19 protein-coding genes are annotated in these 18,605 nt (G+C 44.8%); 16 read left to right on the top strand and 3 right to left on the bottom strand.

Going from position 1 to position 18,605, the window contains the following annotated elements; translation table 11 throughout:
• Nucleotides 1-39: 39 nt before the first annotated feature.
• The 6 genes from urtA to H6F52_RS15605 all read left to right on the top strand — a co-directional run bounded on the left by urtA (nt 40) and on the right by H6F52_RS15605 (nt 7,977).
• A complete protein-coding gene (urtA, locus tag H6F52_RS15630; protein WP_190410214.1) occupies nt 40-1,374 on the top strand; it encodes an urea ABC transporter substrate-binding protein in 1,335 nt (444 codons plus the stop codon).
• A 295-nt stretch (nt 1,375-1,669) separates the two neighbouring features.
• Nucleotides 1,670-2,830 carry an urea ABC transporter permease subunit UrtB gene (gene urtB / locus H6F52_RS15625; protein WP_190535977.1) on the top strand — a complete coding sequence of 387 codons (1,161 nt, stop codon included), beginning with the start codon at nt 1,670-1,672 and terminating at the stop codon, nt 2,828-2,830.
• Between the two features lie 63 nt (nt 2,831-2,893).
• Complete coding sequence (urtC, locus tag H6F52_RS15620; RefSeq protein WP_190440316.1) at nt 2,894-4,024, top strand: urea ABC transporter permease subunit UrtC; 1,131 nt, start codon at nt 2,894-2,896, stop codon at nt 4,022-4,024.
• On the top strand, nt 3,999-4,754 hold the full coding sequence (gene urtD, locus H6F52_RS15615) for an urea ABC transporter ATP-binding protein UrtD (protein WP_190535975.1): 756 nt from the start codon (nt 3,999-4,001) through the stop codon (nt 4,752-4,754). Before urtC ends, urtD begins: the two co-directional genes overlap by 26 nt.
• 225 nt (nt 4,755-4,979) lie before the next feature.
• Nucleotides 4,980-5,681, top strand: a complete 702-nt coding sequence (gene urtE, locus H6F52_RS15610; RefSeq protein ID WP_190535973.1) for an urea ABC transporter ATP-binding subunit UrtE — start codon at nt 4,980-4,982, stop codon at nt 5,679-5,681.
• A 175-nt stretch (nt 5,682-5,856) separates the two neighbouring features.
• Nucleotides 5,857-7,977 (top strand): ATP-binding protein, encoded by a 2,121-nt coding sequence (locus tag H6F52_RS15605; RefSeq protein ID WP_190535971.1) that lies wholly within the window; start codon nt 5,857-5,859, stop codon nt 7,975-7,977.
• Between the two features lie 123 nt (nt 7,978-8,100).
• Here H6F52_RS15605 and H6F52_RS15600 read toward each other — a convergent pair whose 3' ends face one another.
• Entirely contained in the window at nt 8,101-8,922 is an 822-nt protein-coding gene (locus tag H6F52_RS15600) for a hypothetical protein (RefSeq protein ID WP_190535968.1), read from the bottom strand.
• 112 nt (nt 8,923-9,034) lie between these two features.
• On the opposite strand from H6F52_RS15600, the gene H6F52_RS15595 reads away from it, so the two are divergent.
• From H6F52_RS15595 to ureC, 8 genes are all read left to right on the top strand, one after another.
• On the top strand, nt 9,035-9,922 hold the full coding sequence (locus H6F52_RS15595; protein ID WP_190535966.1) for an urease accessory protein UreD: 888 nt from the start codon (nt 9,035-9,037) through the stop codon (nt 9,920-9,922).
• A gap of 49 nt (nt 9,923-9,971) precedes the next feature.
• On the top strand, nt 9,972-10,274 hold the full coding sequence (gene ureA, locus H6F52_RS15590; protein WP_190535964.1) for an urease subunit gamma: 303 nt from the start codon (nt 9,972-9,974) through the stop codon (nt 10,272-10,274).
• Nucleotides 10,275-10,301: 27 nt separating this feature from the next.
• Nucleotides 10,302-10,541, top strand: coding sequence for a hypothetical protein (locus tag H6F52_RS25275; protein WP_199300572.1), 240 nt, complete (start codon nt 10,302-10,304; stop codon nt 10,539-10,541).
• Nucleotides 10,523-10,858 (top strand): DJ-1/PfpI family protein, encoded by a 336-nt coding sequence (locus tag H6F52_RS26465; protein WP_347276220.1) that lies wholly within the window; start codon nt 10,523-10,525, stop codon nt 10,856-10,858. The genes H6F52_RS25275 and H6F52_RS26465 overlap by 19 nt, the downstream gene beginning before the upstream one ends.
• 137 nt (nt 10,859-10,995) lie before the next feature.
• Nucleotides 10,996-11,301 (top strand): urease subunit beta, encoded by a 306-nt coding sequence (locus tag H6F52_RS15580; protein ID WP_190535962.1) that lies wholly within the window; start codon nt 10,996-10,998, stop codon nt 11,299-11,301.
• Nucleotides 11,302-11,321: 20 nt separating this feature from the next.
• Nucleotides 11,322-11,786 carry a cupin domain-containing protein gene (locus H6F52_RS15575; protein ID WP_190535960.1) on the top strand — a complete coding sequence of 155 codons (465 nt, stop codon included), beginning with the start codon at nt 11,322-11,324 and terminating at the stop codon, nt 11,784-11,786.
• Between the two features lie 12 nt (nt 11,787-11,798).
• A complete protein-coding gene (locus tag H6F52_RS15570) occupies nt 11,799-12,335 on the top strand; it encodes a DUF1349 domain-containing protein (protein ID WP_190535958.1) in 537 nt (178 codons plus the stop codon).
• 98 nt (nt 12,336-12,433) lie between these two features.
• Complete coding sequence (gene ureC, locus H6F52_RS15565; protein WP_190535956.1) at nt 12,434-14,158, top strand: urease subunit alpha; 1,725 nt, start codon at nt 12,434-12,436, stop codon at nt 14,156-14,158.
• A 59-nt stretch (nt 14,159-14,217) separates the two neighbouring features.
• On the opposite strand, the gene H6F52_RS15560 is transcribed toward ureC, so the two are convergent.
• Nucleotides 14,218-14,652: a hypothetical protein gene (locus H6F52_RS15560; protein WP_190426776.1), complete on the bottom strand. Its 435-nt coding sequence runs from the start codon at nt 14,650-14,652 to the stop codon at nt 14,218-14,220.
• 607 nt (nt 14,653-15,259) lie between these two features.
• Between H6F52_RS15560 and H6F52_RS15555 the strand changes: the two genes are divergently transcribed.
• Together H6F52_RS15555 and H6F52_RS15550 are read left to right on the top strand one after the other, a co-directional pair.
• Complete coding sequence (locus H6F52_RS15555) at nt 15,260-16,399, top strand: hybrid sensor histidine kinase/response regulator (protein ID WP_190410228.1); 1,140 nt, start codon at nt 15,260-15,262, stop codon at nt 16,397-16,399.
• 78 nt (nt 16,400-16,477) lie between these two features.
• A complete protein-coding gene (locus H6F52_RS15550) occupies nt 16,478-17,854 on the top strand; it encodes an aldehyde dehydrogenase (RefSeq protein WP_190535954.1) in 1,377 nt (458 codons plus the stop codon).
• A 112-nt stretch (nt 17,855-17,966) separates the two neighbouring features.
• Here the strand turns inward: H6F52_RS15550 and H6F52_RS15545 are convergent, their stop codons facing one another.
• Nucleotides 17,967-18,560: a sulfite oxidase-like oxidoreductase gene (locus H6F52_RS15545; RefSeq protein ID WP_190535952.1), complete on the bottom strand. Its 594-nt coding sequence runs from the start codon at nt 18,558-18,560 to the stop codon at nt 17,967-17,969.
• Nucleotides 18,561-18,605: the final 45 nt, after the last annotated feature.

Here is an 18,605-nt window from a genome sequence, read left to right as displayed (position 1 = left end):
CTACCATTAGGCTGATTCAGCCAGGAGTACGGTGACGGTATGGCAAGGCGATTAGGGCGACGTAAATTTCTTCTATACGGTTCTGCTACTCTGGGAACCAGTATTCTTCTCAAAGCTTGTAGCAGCACTCCCACTTCTACCTCTGAGACTGCCAGCCCAACGGCTGCGTCTCCCTCTCCCAGCGCGACATCCGTTGCGGCTGCCGGTGCAGGAAACACCATCAAAGTTGGGATTCTGCACTCTCGCAGCGGCACGATGGCGATTAGCGAAAACAGCGTTGTAGATGCCGAACTGTTGGCAATTGAGGAGATTAATAAAGCCGGTGGCGTCCTCGGCAAGCAAATTCAAGCAATTGAAGAAGATGGTCAATCCGACTGGCCTACTTTTGCAGAGAAGGCGAGAAAGCTAATCGATCAGGATAAAGTTGTCACCGTTTTCGGCTGTTGGACTTCCGCCAGCCGCAAAGCAGTGCTGCCAGTATTTGAAGAAAAAGGTCATATGCTCTGGTATCCCGTGCAATACGAGGGTCAAGAGTGTTCCAAAAATATTTTCTATACGGGTGCTGCTCCCAACCAACAAATCGAGCCAGCAGTCGATTGGCTCTTGCAGAATAAGGGCAAAAAATTCTTCCTAGTTGGCTCTGATTACGTTTTTCCGCGTACCGCGAATACGATTATTAAAGAGCAGTTAAAGGCAAAAGGCGGCGAAACCGTCGGTGAAGATTATTTACCCCTAGGCAATACAGAAGTTACGCCCATCATCACTAAAATTAAAGCAGCTCTGCCTGATGGCGGCGTCATTTTTAATACCCTAAATGGGGATAGTAATGTGGCTTTCTTCAAGCAGATGCAAGGTGCAGGGTTGGGACCAGATAAATATCCCGTAATGTCTGTCAGTATTGCCGAAGAAGAAGTCAAAGCAATTGGCACAGAATATCTCAAAGGCCAATATGCCGCATGGAATTACTTCCAAACGGTAGATACCCCGGCGAATAAAAAATTTGTCGAAGCTTTTAAGGCAAAATACGGTCCAGATCGGGTAACAAATGACCCGATGGAAGCAGCTTACATTGCTGTTTATCTGTGGAAACAAGCTGTCGAGAAAGCAAAAACCGCTGACGATTTAGAGGCAGTGCGAAAGGCTGCGGTTGGTCAGAAGTTTGAGGCTCCAGAAGGCACTGTAACGATGGAAAGTAACCATCACATTTCTAAGTTTGTACGGCTAGGTGAAGTCGCAGATGATGGTCTCTTTAAGATTGTCTATGAGACGAAATCAGCAGTGAAGCCAGTTCCTTGGAACCAATTCGTTGCTGCAACTAAGGGTTTGGGATGCGACTGGTCAGATTCCAAAAAAGGTGGTCAGTACAAAATTTAAGCGGTTAAAAATTAGTCCTTAGTTATTAGTCGTCAATCTTGAGAAGATTGGTTGGGTTTTGTTACCTGATGGTGTTGGCTAATTAAGAACCTAACCCCCCATCCCCCTTCCCTATGAGGGAAGGGGGAGTCTGGAAGCCTCTTCCCTACAAGGGTAGAGTTTGGGGTGGGGAGAGGTCAAAAATTAATGCCAACAGCATCCGTTACCTCAACCCAACCTAGGGGATTTGAAAGCTAATAACTAATGACTCACGATCCATGACTAATGACCCATGATTAATGGCTGAGGAAGCGGTGTGATAGCAGGATTGCTGGATGGGATTTTTAATGGAATTAGCATCGGCGCGGTTTTGTTAATTTCAGCGCTGGGACTAGCCATTGTCTTTGGACTCATGGGCGTCATTAACTTAGCTCACGGTGAGTTGATGATGCTAGGAGCCTACACAACGTTTGTTGTACAAAATGGCTTCAAAATATTGGGTAAGCCTTGGTCTGAAACCTATATTGTTTTTGCGCTAATTTTGGCTTTCCTGGTGACAGCAGGTGTGGGATTAGTTTTAGAGCGAGGGGTAATTCGTTATCTTTACGGACGCCCGCTAGAAACCCTGTTAGCAACTTGGGGCGTTAGTCTGATTTTGCAGCAATTCGCTCGCAGTGTTAGCTGGGTGTTAGTCATTGGCATTGGGATATTTTGCGTTTTGTTTTTTGGCGCTTTTTGGATTCTGTCCCGCCGCTCAGATTTTGAGCGTATTCGTAACTGGGTAATTGCAATAATGTTGCCGATATCTCTAGGCGTTGCGAGTGCCACAAGTGCAGTTTTGGGACAAACTTATAAACTGGCTGTCACCAAGCCTTGGTTTGGCGCTCAAAATGTGGACGTAACGGCACCGAGCTGGTTACGAGGAGGGCTGCGGCTGGGCACATTGCAGATGCCTTATACGCGGCTATTTATTATTGCGCTAACCATTGTTTGTGTAGCCGGAATTTATGTATTTTTGCAACGGTCTCCGTGGGGATTAAGAATTCGCTCAGTCATGCAGAATCGCAGTATGAGTGCTTGTTTAGGAATTCCGACTGCTAAAGTTGATGCCATTACATTTGCTTTGGGTTCTGGATTGGCTGGAATTGCCGGTTGTGCGATTAGTTTGCTGGGTTCTGTGGGACCCAATACAGGCCAGAACTACATCGTCGATACATTTATGGTGGTTGTTGTCGGTGGCGTCGGTAAGCTGGTGGGCAGTATTGTGGCAGCGATGGGAATTGGCACGATTAACTACTTAATCAGTTCTAAAGTCTTAGTGCCGATGGTGGCACCGATAAAGCCTTTAGTGGATTTCTTTGAGTTTTTCGGCACAACCAGTATGGCGAAGGTGATGGTATTCGCCTTAATTATTGCGTTCCTTCAGGTGCGTCCAGGGGGGATTTTTCCACAGAAGGGACGTAGCGTTGATGCTTAAACAAAGACAATCGAGTAGAGGCTCAAGGCGATGATTTTGGATGCGGTTCTTGAAGTTAAGGGCATGAAGCAGCAACGCAGACGAGCGGTGCTGATGGAAGTGGGGATAACGATTGCGATCGCTTTGCTGCTCATTTTCGTAATGCCAGCAGTTCTCACAGGCTTTCGTCTCAACTTGCTAGCGCGATTCTTGGCATTAGCGATCGCTGCCCTCGGCATTGATTTAATTTGGGGCTACACGGGTATGCTCAGTTTGGGGCATGGTGTATTTTTTGCACTTGGTGGCTATGCCTTGGCAATGCACTTGCAATTAGCTCCTCTCAAGAACGGTTTACCAGAATTTATGAGCCTCTTCGGCATAACAGAATTGCCTTGGTTCTGGCAGCCGTTTTATTCGTTTGGTTTTGCCGCCGCAGCCGTTGTGATAATTCCGGCTGTATTAGCCGCAATATTGGGTTATTTAGTATTTCGCAACCGGATTCGGGGCGTTTACTTCTCAATTTTGACTCAAGCAGCGACGATTGTATTTTTTAATTTCTTTAACGGGCAACAGGGATTTTTTAACGGCACCAATGGTTTAACCAATTTCAAAACATTATTAGGCGCAACAGTCAGTAATAGTCAGACGCAATTTGTTTTCTACGCGCTAACAGTCTTATTTTTAGCAGGTGCTTATGCTTTGTGCCGATGGCTGACAAGCGATCGCTTTGGACGAGTTCTGGTTGCGATTCGGGATGATGAGAGCCGGATGCGCTTTTCTGGCTATAATCCCACTGGATTTAAAGTTGTGGTGTTTGCGATTTCCGCCGCTTTGGCTGGAATTGGGGGTGCTTTATTCACCCTTCAATCGGGTTTGATTTCACCAAAAGCAATGGATATTGCTTTTTCTATTGAAATGGTAATTTGGGTAGCAGTGGGAGGTCGTGCTAGCTTAATCGGAGCTATATTCGGAGCGCTATTAGTCAACTTTGCCAAAAGTCTTTTGAGCGAGCAATTTCCGGGTATTTGGGTATTTTTCCAGGGAGCATTATTCCTAATTGTGGTAACAGTTCTTCCCGATGGTGTAGTCGGCTGGCTGCGCTATCAAGGTTTCCAGCACCTGCTGACTCTTCTAGGGCGAAAGCAGGTAGCAACCTATCCCAGCCTTGAAGAAGACCCAGAGGTACAGCATGAACGCGAAAATATTAGAAACTGAGAATTTAACAGTTAATTTCGATGGTTTTAAAGCACTGAACCATCTGAATTTCAGCATGGATGTCGGAGAATTACGGGTCGTAATTGGTCCAAACGGTGCCGGGAAAACAACCTTTTTGGATGTCATTACCGGCAAAGTACAACCGACTGAGGGACGGGTATTATTTAAGGGGAGAAACGTGAAAGCACTCTCCGAACATCAAATTGCCCGTCTGGGAATTGGTCGTAAATTTCAAACCCCTCGCATTTACCTGAACTTGACGCCCCGCGAAAACCTAGAACTTAGCTGCAATCGCAATAAAAATGTCTTGTCAACCCTGTTTGGGCGTCCCGCTACTGGCGAACGCAGCAAAGTAATGAGTTTGCTCGAAACGATTGGTTTAAGCGCGAAAGCAGATATCCGTGCTGGTTTACTTTCTCACGGAGAAAAGCAACGCTTAGAAATTGGGATGTTAGTTGCCCAGTCGCCCGATTTATTGTTAGTTGATGAACCTGTTGCGGGGCTAACTGATGAAGAAACTGACAATATTGGGGAACTTCTTATCGCATTAGCGCACAGTCATTCTATTTTAGTGATTGAGCATGACATGGAGTTTGTGCGTCAAATTGCTCGTAAAGTAACGGTGTTACATGAGGGTTCAGTTCTGTGTGAAGGAACGATTGAGGAAGTGCAGAACGATCCTCGTGTCATTGAAGTTTATCTAGGAGAGCAGTTAGAAACTCAACAATAAGTGCTTAAAGAAATTGAGGAGTAAAGAGAAGCGGTGCAAGATATCAATGACTTTATAGGTAACAAATAATAAAGCATCTTTGCAATAAAATTTGTTTTCATGCCTTAGTTTGTAGAAGTTAAAATTCTTGCTGACTAAAGCTTAAGCAATAAAGATTCAAGTAACCAACTTTAGAAGCGATCGAGTCTTATTCAACTAAGTACATATTCAACCAAGCACAATAAAATGCTAAAAATTTCTAATTTAAATGTCTATTACGGTGAAAGCCATATCCTCCGCAATGTAGATTTGAGCGTCCCCTTAGGGCAAATGGTGTGTCTAATTGGACGTAATGGTGTTGGCAAAACTACTCTACTTAAAACAATTATGGGGCTACTTAAACCCCGTAGCGGCACGATTACTTTTGCCGATGAGATGATAATAGACAAATCTCCAGATCGACGGGCGCGGCTAGGAATTGGTTATGTTCCTCAAGGACGGGAAATTATTCCGCGCTTGACGGTGAAAGAAAATTTGTTGCTGGGTTTGGAGGCGCGACGTGAGGGCAGAAGTGGTAAGGAAGAAATCCCTGAAGAAATATTTTCCCTCTTTCCCGTTTTAAAAACGATGCTGTCTCGGATGGGTGGCGATTTAAGTGGAGGACAACAACAACAACTCGCGATCGCTCGCGCTTTGATGGGGAAACCCCAGTTACTTGTACTGGATGAACCCACAGAAGGCATTCAACCCTCGATTATTTTAGAAATAGAAGCAGCAGTGCGCCGCATTATTGAATCTACGGGCATTTCGGTTTTATTGGTCGAGCAACACCTGCATTTTGTACGGCAAGCAGATCGGTACTACGCGATGCAAAAAGGCGGTATTGTCGCGTCTGGCTCGACTAGCGAACTCAGTCAGGATGTAATTCAACGGTTTCTGGCTGTCTGACGTAGATCGCTAAAAATCTTTGCGAGTAACCCGCAGAACTTGCACCCAAGGTAGGCACTTTTACGCCTCCGAAAATAGAGCGACCACATTACCGTCACAGCCGCTAAACTGTGGAGAGCCTTGTGACAGATTATCTGTCTGGAGGACGAAACACCGCATCTATATTAACTCAGAGATGTTCAAGCGGCTGCAACAGCTTCAACCCAAGCTGCTAATTTTTACCTTTGGGGCATCTTTGCTACCCGTGATGTTCCTGAGTGCTGTAGCGTGGCGGTTTGTGCAGCAGCCGCTCATCGACTTAGAAAAGACTCGTCTCGACGATCAAGTTTTAGCCTTTCGAGGATACACTGCGGCTACTGAGAAAGGATTGCAAAATTTATCCTCTAGCTATGCAATCTGGACAGATTTATATAACGCAATTGGGAAGCGAGATGAGGCTTGGATCAAAAAGGAAGTCTCCGAGCAACTTGTTCTTTCTACCGATGTCGATCATGTGAAAGTGGTGGATCGTAGGGGAGAGATTTTGGGAGAGCGGGGTGACGCTTTGCGAAATCCGAATGTAGCTAAGCGGTTAACGGCTGCGATCGCTACCAACAAGCCAACGACGATGTTGATTGATAGCGGCTTGCCTCAGATATTGCTCTTTTCAACAGCGCCTGTTTACAACAGCGATGGTACGGGGAAGTCACCCGGAACTTTGATTTTAGGGCAAAATTTAGATGAAACTTGGTTGCGTAACTTTCTTAATTTCTCTCAACCTACCACTAAACTGCAAGTTATTTCTCTAGATGGCAAATCAATCATTTCTAGCAATGCCAAATCCAGCATTGAGCCTTGGGAACAAGTAAATTTAAAGTCGCAGGTGTTACGCAAGATTCAAAAAGGTAAAACAGTTTATCGGATCGAACCAAAATCTGGTTTGAATACGATATATGCTCCGATTACTTCCCGCAATCAGCCTATTGCCATTGCCAAAATTCAAATTGTCTCAAAGTATTTTAATCAAGCTTCCATCAACCTAAACCGTGTGATTTGGCTAGGACTGGGATTGGCTACCTTGTTATCGATTGCGATCGCACATTTGCTAGCCAAACAAATCGGCAACCCGATTATCCAGCTCTCCGAACGCAGTAAAACCTTAGCCGCAGGCGATTTGACTACCCCCATTCCCGGTATCGGCGCGGGTGGTGAAATCGGTCAACTTGCTCATGCTTATCAAGAAATGGCTCAGGCGCTAAAAGCCCTCATCGGAAACCTAGAGCAACGAGTTGCAAAGCGTACTGAGGAACTAGAACAGGCGCGTCAGACTCTTGAAGAACGGGTGCAACAGCGTACTGAAGAGCTTTCGCAAAAAAACCAGCAATTACAGCAAGCCCACGACCAACTACAGCAACTGAATACTGAATTAACTACCAACGCTCAACAGCTCAGTCAAGCATTACGCAATTTGGGAAGGGCGCAGGCGCAACTCATTCAAACTGAAAAAATGTCTAGTTTGGGTCAACTTGTTGCTGGCATTGCCCACGAAATTAACAATCCGATTAATTTTATTTATGGTAATCTTCCCCATATCAGTGACTACACAAAAAATCTACTGAACCTCGTACAACGCTATCAAAAAAGTTATCCTGATGCTGAAATACAGCAATATATTGAGGACATCGATCTCGATTTTTTGACGGGCGATCTACCTAAAATTATTACTTCAATGAGGGCTGGCAGCGATCGCATTCGTCAAATTATTCTATTACTGCGAAACTTTTCCCGACTCGATGAAGCTGAAAGGAAGCGCGTCAACATTCATGAAGGAATTGATAGCAGTTTGCTAATTGTGCAGCATCGCTTGCAATCAGGCGGAGACTGGAAGGCGGAGGGAAATCCAGAGATTCAGGTAGTTAAGCAGTACGGCGTTCTGCCACCCGTTGAATGCTATCCGGCGCAGCTTAACCAGGCATTTATGAATATTTTCAGCAATGCAATTGATGCTCTGGAAACTTTCAAAGAGCAACCCGAAAAACGGATTTACATTAAAACTGAATTTAGTGCAGCTAAGCAAATAATTATCAAAATTAAAGATAATGGTTCCGGGATTCCAACAGCGATTAAATCAAAAATATTTGACCCTTTCTTTACAACCAAACCTGTCGGAAAAGGCATAGGTTTAGGACTAACTGTATGTTATCAAATACTAGAACATCATCAAGGACGTATTGCTATTATCTCCGAACCGGGGCAGGGAACAGAAGTTATCATTAAATTACCCATTAAGTTAAACAATCCAATTGGTAATCCCTAAAAGGTGCTGGTTGCCTTTTTCTTAGCAATCAACAAGCTAGTAAGTTTTAATTTATCTGATTTTTTGCACTTGATAAGCAATACTTACCAATTAGAAAATTACTATTTTATTTGCTATTTAAAATTAATTTTGATTTCTAGGATCTCCAAAGAGATAGTAACCAGTAACTTTTTTAAAAGCCTCGGAAGTTTTATCACCAAGGCAACCATCTACACTTAAATAAATTCCTGAAAATTGATTTAAAAACTGTTGCAGTTCTTTGCCGTTATCAATCTTAGAATCTGGTGAATAATATACCAAAGGTTGCTTTTCGCTAGGTTGGATATCTACATCTTTTTCTCCAACTTCACTGGTTTCTGGATTATCCCAAGTAATTGTTCCTCGATCGATCATTCGGCGCAGAAGTACGGCGGCACCGTATTGCTGCGATACGGCTGTATTTGACCAGGTGCCATCGTCAACGTATTTTCCTTTAGTATAGTGGTTTGAAGCACTCCACAAATAAGGTGAAAGAACATCAGAATGGTAGAGGCGATAACCCCAACCGTTGTAGCCTTCTAACTTAAAAAGAATGCTCGGAAGACTCCACTCTTTCCATTGGTCAAATTTATCAAAAGTTAAAGCATCAATAGCACTTTCTTCCCATGTAAAGGGAGGATTGCCATTAGAGGGGCGATCTTTTGGTTCGCGTATAGTTTTTCTTGCCAGCGGATCTCCATTATGCAGGTGAGTATTGAAATTTAAGGAAGATTCCATGTTGTGAATAATGGCTATCACATACCAGGGAATCGCCAGTCTTTTCCCTACCGCATCATACCTAGCCCGATTTGTATCAATGGTATCTAAAATATTATCTACTTGCTCAATTTTATTTTTAGTGATTTTGCAGCTATCAAAGAGTTGCTGGTATTCGTTTTTTAAGCTTTCAAAGCTGATAGCCGCCATAAGAATCTCCAGTATAAAGACTTAAGAATATTCGGTTGAATCGAGTTTAATGGTATTTTTGTTTAAGATGATTTTCCGGAGTAAAAAATTAACAATTTATACACCAAATTTAATGAAATACCTCGATCCGGCAGTAGCAAATCCCTCATCCTCTGGATGGCACGGCATTCTTAACTTGGAGTTTTCTAAAACCCAAGGCACAACCCAGGTGATTAGCGATCGCGTAAAAGCACCGCTGAAGGTACAGCGCCCATTTTATCCAGAAGGGTCGGAGATTTGTCATAGTGTAATTTTGCATACAGCGGGGGGTGTTGTGGGGGGCGATCGCTTATCGCTTAATTTCCACCTCCAACCCAACGCCCAAGCCTTAATCACTACCGCTGCCGCCGGTAAGGTTTATCGCAGCAATGGATTGCCAGCGAGTCAAACGATTGAAATCGAGGTGAACGCGGGTGCTACTTTGGAGTGGCTACCGCAGGAAACAATTATTTTTGACGGTGCGATGTATCGACAAGACTTGCGGGTAGAATTAGCTCCAGAAGCAAGTTGGCTGGGTTGGGAAATTACACGCTTTGGACGCAGTGCCAGAGGGGAGAGATTCTTACACGGAGAGTGGCGATCGCATACTGAAATCTGGCAGCAAGGACGCCCTCTGTGGATTGACAGGCAATGGTTACCCGGCGGGACAGAAATCCTCGACAGTCCTCACGGTTTAGCTGGGCAATCCGTTGTAGCGAGTTTAGTCTGGATTGGGCAAGCGGTGTCACCAGAGATTGTAGAAAAAGCACGAAATCTAGGGAATCATTCACCCTTTTTTAAGAAAGGGACAGGGGAAAATCTTCACCAAGCAGGCATTACTCGTCTTCCTGCTGGGCTATTGTGTCGCTATCGCGGTTCTTCTACTTCCCAGGTGCGAAACTGGTTTATAGATATTTGGAATTTGCTGCGATTGCACTTTTTAGAACGCCCTGCTTGTCCACCGAGAGTTTGGCAAATTTGAGCGAATCGTAGTAGACATAGAGAACACGAAAGAATGTAAGAGGTTATCAATGCAACTGACGCCACAGGAAAAAGATAAGCTGTTGATTTTTACGGCGGCACTATTAGCGGAACGCCGCAAGGGAAGAGGTTTAAAACTGAATTACCCAGAAGCGATCGCTTATATTTCTGCTGGCATTCTGGAAGGCGCTAGAGATGGACGCACCGTTGCCGATTTAATGAGTTATGGGACAACCCTACTGTCCCGGGAAGAAGTAATGGAAGGTGTGCCAGAGATGGTGCATGAAGTGCAGATAGAAGCTACTTTTCCCGATGGTACAAAATTGGTTACAGTTCACAACCCAATTCGTTAAATAATCCCGTAGCTGGAAGGATTGTGTATGAAAGTTGCATTTATCATTTACACGGGAATGACCGCCTTAGATTTTATTGGAGTTTACGACCCAGTCACTCGTCTCAAGACAATGGATTTTATGTCCGATTTGGAATGGGATATTTGTGCCCATTCTCAAGAAGTCAGCGATAACGCTGGACTTCGTTTTACTCCGAACAAAGTAGGGGAATCTCTCCAACCCTATGACATGATTATCGTGCCGGGGGAATTGGTACCCGAAACTTAGTTGACGATCCTGAATTAATTGCATGGCTTAAAACCTCAGCGTCTTGCCAGTTCAAAGTTTCTGTATGTACAGGTTCTTTACTACTCGGAGCAGCGGGATTTTTAGAAGAAAAAACAGCAACAACCCATCCCAATGCTTTCCACGACCTTCAGAAATATTGTAAGTCGGTTCTAGACAAAAGAGTGGTTGATGAAGGTGACGTAATTACCGCCAGAGGCGTTACTTCGGCAATCGATTTAGGTTTATATCTTTGTGAAAAGTTCGCTGGATACGAGATTAAAGAAAAAATCCGTAAACAAATGGATTATCAGACATAGTTTAACCACAATAAGGTAGATATGAGAAATTTACGGAGCGAATTATATTCAGCTTTTTACAATACCAATCCGGTTCCTATGGTTGAATTTATACAGTAGTTAGCCATTTTTATAAAAAACTAAAAGAGGAAGTTGAAATGATTCCTGGAGAAATGATTGTACAAGCAGGGGAAATAGAACTCAATGTGGGTCGCCCTAGTATAAAAGTGCAAGTAGCAAATACAGGCGATCGCCCGATTCAAGTGGGTTCTCATTTCCACTTCTATGAAGTGAACGAAGCTTTAGATTTTGATAGAGAACAAGCAAAGGGAATGCGCCTGAATATTCCAGCAGGCACGGCGGTACGCTTTGAACCTGGAGATGAAAAAGAAGTAGAATTAGTGCCATTTGTTGGTAGCCGTCAAGTATATGGCTTCAATGGCAAGATAAAGGGTTCGCTATAGCGATCAATGAGGATAATTAAATGACTTTACCGATACAAGAAATTGTACTAGCGCCTGGAGAAGGCAGGCACCTTACTATTGGTAACAGCGAAGCTACATTTAAAGCAGTTGGTGCCGATACTCACGGAAACTTAGGGCTGTTTGAGTTTAGCCTAGAACCAGATGGAACGGGGGCGCAACCACATATCCATCGTCAGATGGAGGAGATGTTTTATGTCCTAGAAGGAGAAGTGGAAATCCTCGTCGGGGATAGAACAGTACAAGGACAACCGGGGGCATTTGTACTTGTCCCTCGCGGTACACCTCACGGGTTCGCTAACCGCAGCACAAAGCCAGCAAAGCTGTTAATAATGTTTTGTCCGGGAGGGGAACGCGAAAAGTATTTTGAGGGACTGGCTGAACTGATGAAAGACGGGCAAAAACTAGATCGGGAAGCTTTGCTTGAGTTAATGCGGAGATTCGACCAAGAACCAGTGGAAATTTAGAAAAAAATGGCGATGGAATGGTATAACGAACCGCCGATTTGGAACGTCCAAGGCAATACAATTACTATCACATCCGCTGGAAAAACTGATTTTTGGCGAGAGACTCACTACGGCTTCATTCGAGATAACGGTCACTTTTTTTATCAACCAGCGAACAGAGACTTCATGGTTGAGGTGAAAGTTAGCGGTGAGTATCGAGATTTGTACGATCAAGCTGGATTGATGCTGCGTTTAGATGAGGCGAATTGGTTAAAGTGTGGCATTGAATTTGTCGAAGGTGTACAACAAGTCAGCGCTGTGGTAACAAGAGATTACTCAGATTGGTCTGTTGTCCCGCTGCCAGATAACCCGGCTTCACTATGGATGCGCGTACATCGACGCGGCACCGCTGTAGAGGTGCAATACTCTCTGGATGGCACTCAGTACACAATGCTTCGCCTTGGCTATCTCACTCCGGCTGAGACGGTGAATGTGGGGGTGATGTGCGCTTCTCCAGAGGGAAATGGCTTCTCAATGAAATTTGAGGGATTCAAAATTAATCGCTTGTAGCCCAAAAAACGCCAAGAATAACCCAAAACTCTGCGTACCTTTGCGCTAACCTTTGCGTACCTTTGCGTTAAAAATATACCACTCTAGAGGAGTCAAGGATGAGTTACAGAATGGATCGCCGCGCTTACGCCGAAACCTATGGCCCGACAGTCGGCGATCGCGTTCGTCTTGCTGACACCGAATTATTCATCGAAGTCGAACAAGACTTCACTACCTACGGCGATGAAGTGAAATTCGGTGGTGGCAAAGTCATCCGGGATGGTATGGGACAATCCCCCATTTCTAATGCCGACGGTGCCGTCGATCTGGTGATTACCAACGCCTTAATCCTCGACTGGTGGGGGATTGTCAAAGCCGATATTGGCATTAAAGATGGCAAAATTTTCAAAATTGGTAAAGCGGGAAATCCCTACATTCAAGACAAGGTAGAGATTATTATTGGCCCTGGAACCGAGGTCGTTGCCGGGGAAGGGATGATTCTCACCGCTGGCGGGATTGACAGCCACATTCACTTTATTTGTCCGCAACAGATTGAAGTCGCGATCGCATCCGGCATCACCACCATGATCGGCGGTGGTACTGGCCCTGCTACGGGTACAAATGCGACCACTTGCACTCCTGGCCCGTGGAATATGTACCGGATGCTGCAAGCCGCTGACGCCTTCCCGGTAAATCTAGGCTTCTTGGGGAAAGGGAATAGCAGCCAACCCCAAGGACTAATCGAACAAGTCTTAGCCGGGGCGATAGGTTTAAAACTGCACGAAGACTGGGGCACCACACCCGCGACGATTGATACTTGCTTGAACGTTGCGGATAATTATGATGTGCAGGTAGCCATTCATACCGATACCTTGAACGAAGCCGGTTTTGTAGAAACTACCATCGCCGCCTTTAAGAATCGCGTTATTCACACTTACCACACCGAGGGAGCCGGTGGAGGTCACGCGCCGGACATTATCAAAGTATGCGGCGAAGCGAACGTCCTGCCCTCTTCCACCAACCCGACGCGCCCTTATACCGTCAATACCCTAGACGAACACCTGGATATGCTAATGGTGTGTCATCACCTTGACCCCAGCATTCCCGAAGATGTCGCCTTTGCCGAGTCCCGGATTCGCCGGGAAACCATTGCCGCTGAAGATATCCTGCACGATTTGGGCGCATTCAGCATGATTTCCTCTGATTCTCAGGCGATGGGGCGGGTAGGCGAGGTAATCATTCGCACCTGGCAAACGGCACACAAAATGAAAGTGCAGCGGGGAAACCTTTCCCCATTGCTACCAGGAGAGGGGCAAGAGAGGGCAGATAATTTCCGGGCAAAGCGCTACGTTGCAAAATATACAATCAATCCAGCCATTACCCACGGGATTTCGCAGTATGTTGGTTCCGTAGAAGCGGGGAAATTGGCGGATTTGTGCCTCTGGCGTCCGGCATTTTTTGGCGTCAAGCCAGAGATAGTCATCAAAGGGGGTGCGATCGCTTACGCTCAAATGGGCGATGCCAACGCTAGTATCCCCACACCGCAACCCGTGCATATGCGCCCGATGTTCGGCTGTTTTGGAGGAGCGATCGCTGCCACTTCTCTAACTTTTATTTCCCAAGCGGCACTCGAACAAGAGATTCCCAGCCAGCTTAAGCTACAAAAGCCAGCCGTTGCCGTCAGCGGTACGCGGCAGCTCAGTAAGCGAGACATGAAATTAAACGATGCCCTGCCTCACATGGAAGTAAATCCGGAAACCTACGAAGTGCGAGCCGATGGGGAATTGCTGACTTGCGAACCGGCAACCGTTCTCCCATTAGCACAACGCTACTTTTTATTCTGATTAAATTGGTAGTAGAGAAGCGATTAACTTGCTAGAGATGCAACTAATCGCTTCTCTACTTATCTATTTTTCAAAACTAATACCCCTTCCGGATTCACCTCGTATTGTGCCCCCACATAACCAGTGCGGTCATACAGAATTTGGTGAATGTGTTGGTCTAGTTTTGCTTCATCAGAAATTTGAGGTCGATAATATTCTTTGATTTGCTCCTCGATGCCCATCACCTCAAGACGGTCGTGAAGTGCTGCGGGTTCTCCTGCTAAATAAGCATTTCGTGCCGCATCATCGCTCAAGAAGCTCATCAAGATTGGCAACGGAACTCCGCCAATCGTCATCCTGCCACTGCTCAGTAGTAGCACCCCTAGAAAGATAGATAAAAGTATAGAAAAGTAGATGCCCGCGATCAGTTTTACAGGAACTTTAGGCGAAGGACGATAATCAGGGCGTTGTTGTTTGCGAATGGTTCGACTAGATTCAGGTGCTAAGCGACCCATACTTTCCAACTTTGAATCTGCTCTTCATTGATGACTGAAATTGGGGGGGTCGGTCAATCTATCCTGAGGCGTAAAAATTTAAAGAGAGGGAAATAACGCAGTCAACATAAAACGCAGACCGCCAAGTAGCAGAGAGTTTAAAGCGATCGCTTGCACGTCCATCCTGTAGATAAAGCTGTCTTATTACCAACCACTCAAGTTTCTATCTTGAGCGCGATCGCCCAAAAGACCTCTTTTACCTATCCATCCGCACGAGGAAATTGACTTCGCTACTGCCTATCTTTCCCGTTTTGCTTAATTTATAGATGTAAATAAACTAGATATCTGCGATTTTTTCTTTCCAGCAATGAGCAGCCAGATGTATCAGATGACAGAAAAGTATGACCGTCATCCTAAAGGTTTATAATTAATTTTCTGTTGCTAAGGTCATTTGGCTAGTCCAGACACTGGATAGAAGCCAAAGAAGCAAAGATTCGGTAAAGATCCCCAACAATCCTTCTGTAGAATGAGGCAAAATGATACCTTAGGCGTAAAGAATGTTACGTGATGCACGATTAATTTACAAAAATTAATTTCAATAAACTTGAGTTGTTAACCTATCGCTTCCATGAAGAATCATTCGAGTCTCAATCAACCTTCTAAAACTGACCGCATTCTCGTTGTGGATGATTCTCCCGATAACTTGTTTTTGGTTCAAACCATTTTAGAAGAAGAGGGATATCAAATTACCTTGGCGGAAAATGGTCGTTCTGCCTTAAACGAGATTGAACAATCTCCACCAGACTTGGTTTTGTTGGATGTGATGATGCCGGGGATGGATGGATATGAAGTCACGAGGCGAGTCCGTGATAATACTAAGTTGCCATTTATCCCGATTTTGCTGATCACAGCCCACGATCACGCCAGCGTGGTAGAGGGATTAGATACTGGAGCAGATGATTTTATTCGCAAGCCAGTGCAAGTTGACGAATTGCTGGCGCGGGTGCGATCGCTTCTGCGGCTCAAGCATAGTGTGGACGAACGCGATCAAATTGCCCGTCAGCGAGAAGATTTCGTTTCCTGGCTCACCCACGACTTGCGGACGCCGATCGTCGCCGCAGAGCGGATGCTGGCTTTATTTAGGCAAGGAGCCTTAGGAGAACTCTCGCCAGGAATGCAAGAAGCGATCGCTACAATGGATCGCAGCAACCGCAACTTGCTGGCGATGGTGAATACTTTGTTAGAAGTCTATCGCTATGAAGCCGGTCGTAAAACCCTGAGCTTCTCACCAATTGACCTGCGGAAACTACTTCAGGAAGTAGTTCAAGAACTTTCTCCCTTAGCAGAGGAAAAGAATCTCACCCTGAAGCTGGATTTAGGGGACAGCGCCGATAATCATCCGCTTGATTTCAAAGTAGTCGGCGATCGCATGGAAATCCATCGGGTTCTAACGAACTTAATCGGAAATGCTATCAAATTTACAGATAACGGTTCAGTTGCTGTCCATGCGTCGGTAGGCTCCCATACAAGTAACTCCGCGAATCCTGCCATCGTTATTGACGTTAACGACACAGGTCCTGGTATCACCCTAGAAGACCAGAAAGTTTTATTTGAGCGATTTCGCCAAGGGAACCACAAGCGTTCTGGCAGCGGTTTAGGGCTGCATCTATCGCGTAGAATTGTGGAAGCTCATCAAGGTGAAATAGAAGTCAAATCCGAGTTGGGTAAAGGTAGTTTATTTAGAGTTCGCTTGCCTGCTCAAATATGAAATTTTACTGTTGGATTTTAGATTTTGGATTTCAAAGGGTATAGAGTCTAAAATTTAAAATCCAACATTGGAGAAAAAATGCTAGTACCACCAAAAGTTAGTAACATCGTATTTCAGCAACGAAAGTTTTTTGCAACCGGAAAAACTAAAGATATATCATTTAGAATTCAACATTTAAAAATTTTAAAGCAAGCGATTTTAGAAAATGAAGCCGCTATTTTTAAAGCTCTGCAAACCGACTTAAATAAACCAGTATTTGAAGCTGCTTTATCAGAGATCGGAGTTTGCTTAGAGGAGATTAATTATGCTTTAAAAAATATTAATATTTGGACAAAACCGAAAAAAATAAAGGCACCAATTACCCAATTTATAGCCTCCGCTCAGGTTTATTCTGAGCCGTTGGGTGTAGTTCTAATCGTGGGAGCTTGGAACTATCCCTTGCAGCTACTAATTTCCCCTCTAGTGGGTGCGCTCGCAGCCGGTAACTGTGCGATTCTAAAACCGTCAGAACTCGCTACAAATACATCGCATCTATTAACTGAGATTATCCCTAAATACTTTAATCCAGAAGTAGTGGCTGTTGTAGAAGGCGGTATCGAAACCAGCCAGCAGCTACTGGAAGAAAAGTTTGACTATATCTTTTTTACAGGCGGCAGCGAAGTTGGAAAAATTGTTATGGCGGCAGCAGCCAAACATCTGACGCCCGTTACCCTAGAATTGGGCGGCAAAAGTCCTTGTATTGTAGATGCCGATACTCATCTGGAATACACTGCGAAAAGGATTGTTTGGGGTAAATTCATGAATGCAGGTCAAACTTGTATTGCCCCAGATTATCTTTTAGTAGATAAAAGAATTAAAAGAGATTTGCTCGCACAAATCAAAAATTGTATTCACGATTTTTATGGGGATGAACCGGAAAAAAGCCCTGATTATGGCAGAATTATTAATCAAAAACACTTTAACCGTCTTTGTAAATATCTAGATGGGGATGTTTTGATTGGTGGAGAGACTAATCCATCTGAGCGATACATTGCTCCTACCGTCATCGATCGCGTGGGCTGGGAAGATCCAGTCATGCAAGAAGAAATCTTTGGTCCAATTCTGCCAGTCCTAGAATATACAGAGTTGAACGAAGCGATCGCGCTTGTCAACGCCAAACCGAAACCCTTAGCCCTCTACTTCTTCTCGAAAGACAAACAAAAGCAACAAACCGTCTTGCAACAAACCTCCTCAGGCGGTGTTTGCATCAACGATACCGTTATGCAGGTTGGTGTCCTAGATTTACCCTTCGGTGGCGTCGGAGAGAGCGGCATCGGTCGTTATCACGGCAAGGCAAGTTTTGAGACATTCTCCCATCAAAAAAGCGTACTCAACAAATCTTTTCTCGTTGATATGAAGTTGAGATACGCTCCCTATAAAGACAAGCTCAAGATCCTGAAGTGGCTAATGAAATAATTAGTAATGATGAAAAAGTTTTAAATTGTAGAGGCGCGATTTATTGCGTCTGAGTTTTGAATTAAAGAATTCTTTTATAACTCAAAACTCAAAACTCTCTTTTCCTACTCCCTTAATAGCTATATCGCTCTTCTGCCCACGGTTCTCCCCGCCGGTGGTAGCCATTGCGCTCCCAAAAACCCGACTCTTCTTGCCGAAGAAATTCTAAGCCGTTAATCCATTTGGCGCTTTTCCAGGCATAAAGATGAGGGACAACTAGCCGCATCGGCCCGCCATGTTCCGCTGGTAGGGGTTCCCCAAATAGAGTGTGAGCAAAAAAGTTCTCTTCCCGCAGAAAGTCTTCTAAAGGAATATTCGTGGTGTAGTCGCCGTAGCAGTGTTCCATAACATGAACGGCTTTCGGGTCAACTTCCACCAGCTTCATAAAGTCTGTCACCTTAACGCCAGTCCACTGCACGTCGAGTTTAGACCAGCGGGTGACGCAATGGAAATCGGCAGTAAAGTTATGTTGGGGCAGAGCCATAAAATCTGCCAAGCTGAAAGTCTTTTCGGTTGCCAAACCCCAGACGCGAAATTGCCAGTTGTCAGTATCGATCTGCGGAGTGTTGCCGTAGGTCAGCACCGGGAAGCCTTTCGTCAGATATTGACCGGGAGGAACCCGTTCGCTCTGCTCCGATTCTGGTTTTTTGAAAAATTTTCCTAGCATGAGTCTAGTAGAGATGGCGTTTTGTGTACTCTAATTCTTAATATG

The sequence above is a fragment of the Coleofasciculus sp. FACHB-542 genome (assembly GCF_014695825.1).
Lineage (GTDB): Bacteria > Cyanobacteriota > Cyanobacteriia > Cyanobacteriales > FACHB-T130 > FACHB-T130.
This window is presented reverse-complemented; position numbering and strand designations above follow the sequence as displayed.

What these genes read in the sequence shown, in the direction of transcription:
- H6F52_RS15575 (WP_190535960.1), top strand. Translation starts at nt 11,322, where the DNA reads ATGACTTTACCGATACAAGAAATTGTACTAGCGCCTGGAGAAGGCAGG.
- H6F52_RS15595 (WP_190535966.1), top strand. Translation starts at nt 9,035, where the DNA reads ATGAAATACCTCGATCCGGCAGTAGCAAATCCCTCATCCTCTGGATGG.
- urtD (WP_190535975.1), top strand. Translation starts at nt 3,999, where the DNA reads ATGAACGCGAAAATATTAGAAACTGAGAATTTAACAGTTAATTTCGAT.
- H6F52_RS15570 (WP_190535958.1), top strand. Translation starts at nt 11,799, where the DNA reads ATGGAATGGTATAACGAACCGCCGATTTGGAACGTCCAAGGCAATACA.
- ureA (WP_190535964.1), top strand. Translation starts at nt 9,972, where the DNA reads ATGCAACTGACGCCACAGGAAAAAGATAAGCTGTTGATTTTTACGGCG.
- H6F52_RS25275 (WP_199300572.1), top strand. Translation starts at nt 10,302, where the DNA reads ATGAAAGTTGCATTTATCATTTACACGGGAATGACCGCCTTAGATTTT.
- H6F52_RS15560 (WP_190426776.1), bottom strand. Translation starts at nt 14,652, where the DNA reads ATGGGTCGCTTAGCACCTGAATCTAGTCGAACCATTCGCAAACAACAA.
- urtA (WP_190410214.1), top strand. Translation starts at nt 40, where the DNA reads ATGGCAAGGCGATTAGGGCGACGTAAATTTCTTCTATACGGTTCTGCT.
- H6F52_RS15555 (WP_190410228.1), top strand. Translation starts at nt 15,260, where the DNA reads ATGAAGAATCATTCGAGTCTCAATCAACCTTCTAAAACTGACCGCATT.
- H6F52_RS15605 (WP_190535971.1), top strand. Translation starts at nt 5,857, where the DNA reads ATGTTCAAGCGGCTGCAACAGCTTCAACCCAAGCTGCTAATTTTTACC.
- H6F52_RS15545 (WP_190535952.1), bottom strand. Translation starts at nt 18,560, where the DNA reads ATGCTAGGAAAATTTTTCAAAAAACCAGAATCGGAGCAGAGCGAACGG.
- H6F52_RS15580 (WP_190535962.1), top strand. Translation starts at nt 10,996, where the DNA reads ATGATTCCTGGAGAAATGATTGTACAAGCAGGGGAAATAGAACTCAAT.
- ureC (WP_190535956.1), top strand. Translation starts at nt 12,434, where the DNA reads ATGAGTTACAGAATGGATCGCCGCGCTTACGCCGAAACCTATGGCCCG.
- H6F52_RS15550 (WP_190535954.1), top strand. Translation starts at nt 16,478, where the DNA reads ATGCTAGTACCACCAAAAGTTAGTAACATCGTATTTCAGCAACGAAAG.
- urtC (WP_190440316.1), top strand. Translation starts at nt 2,894, where the DNA reads ATGAAGCAGCAACGCAGACGAGCGGTGCTGATGGAAGTGGGGATAACG.
- urtE (WP_190535973.1), top strand. Translation starts at nt 4,980, where the DNA reads ATGCTAAAAATTTCTAATTTAAATGTCTATTACGGTGAAAGCCATATC.
- H6F52_RS15600 (WP_190535968.1), bottom strand. Translation starts at nt 8,922, where the DNA reads ATGGCGGCTATCAGCTTTGAAAGCTTAAAAAACGAATACCAGCAACTC.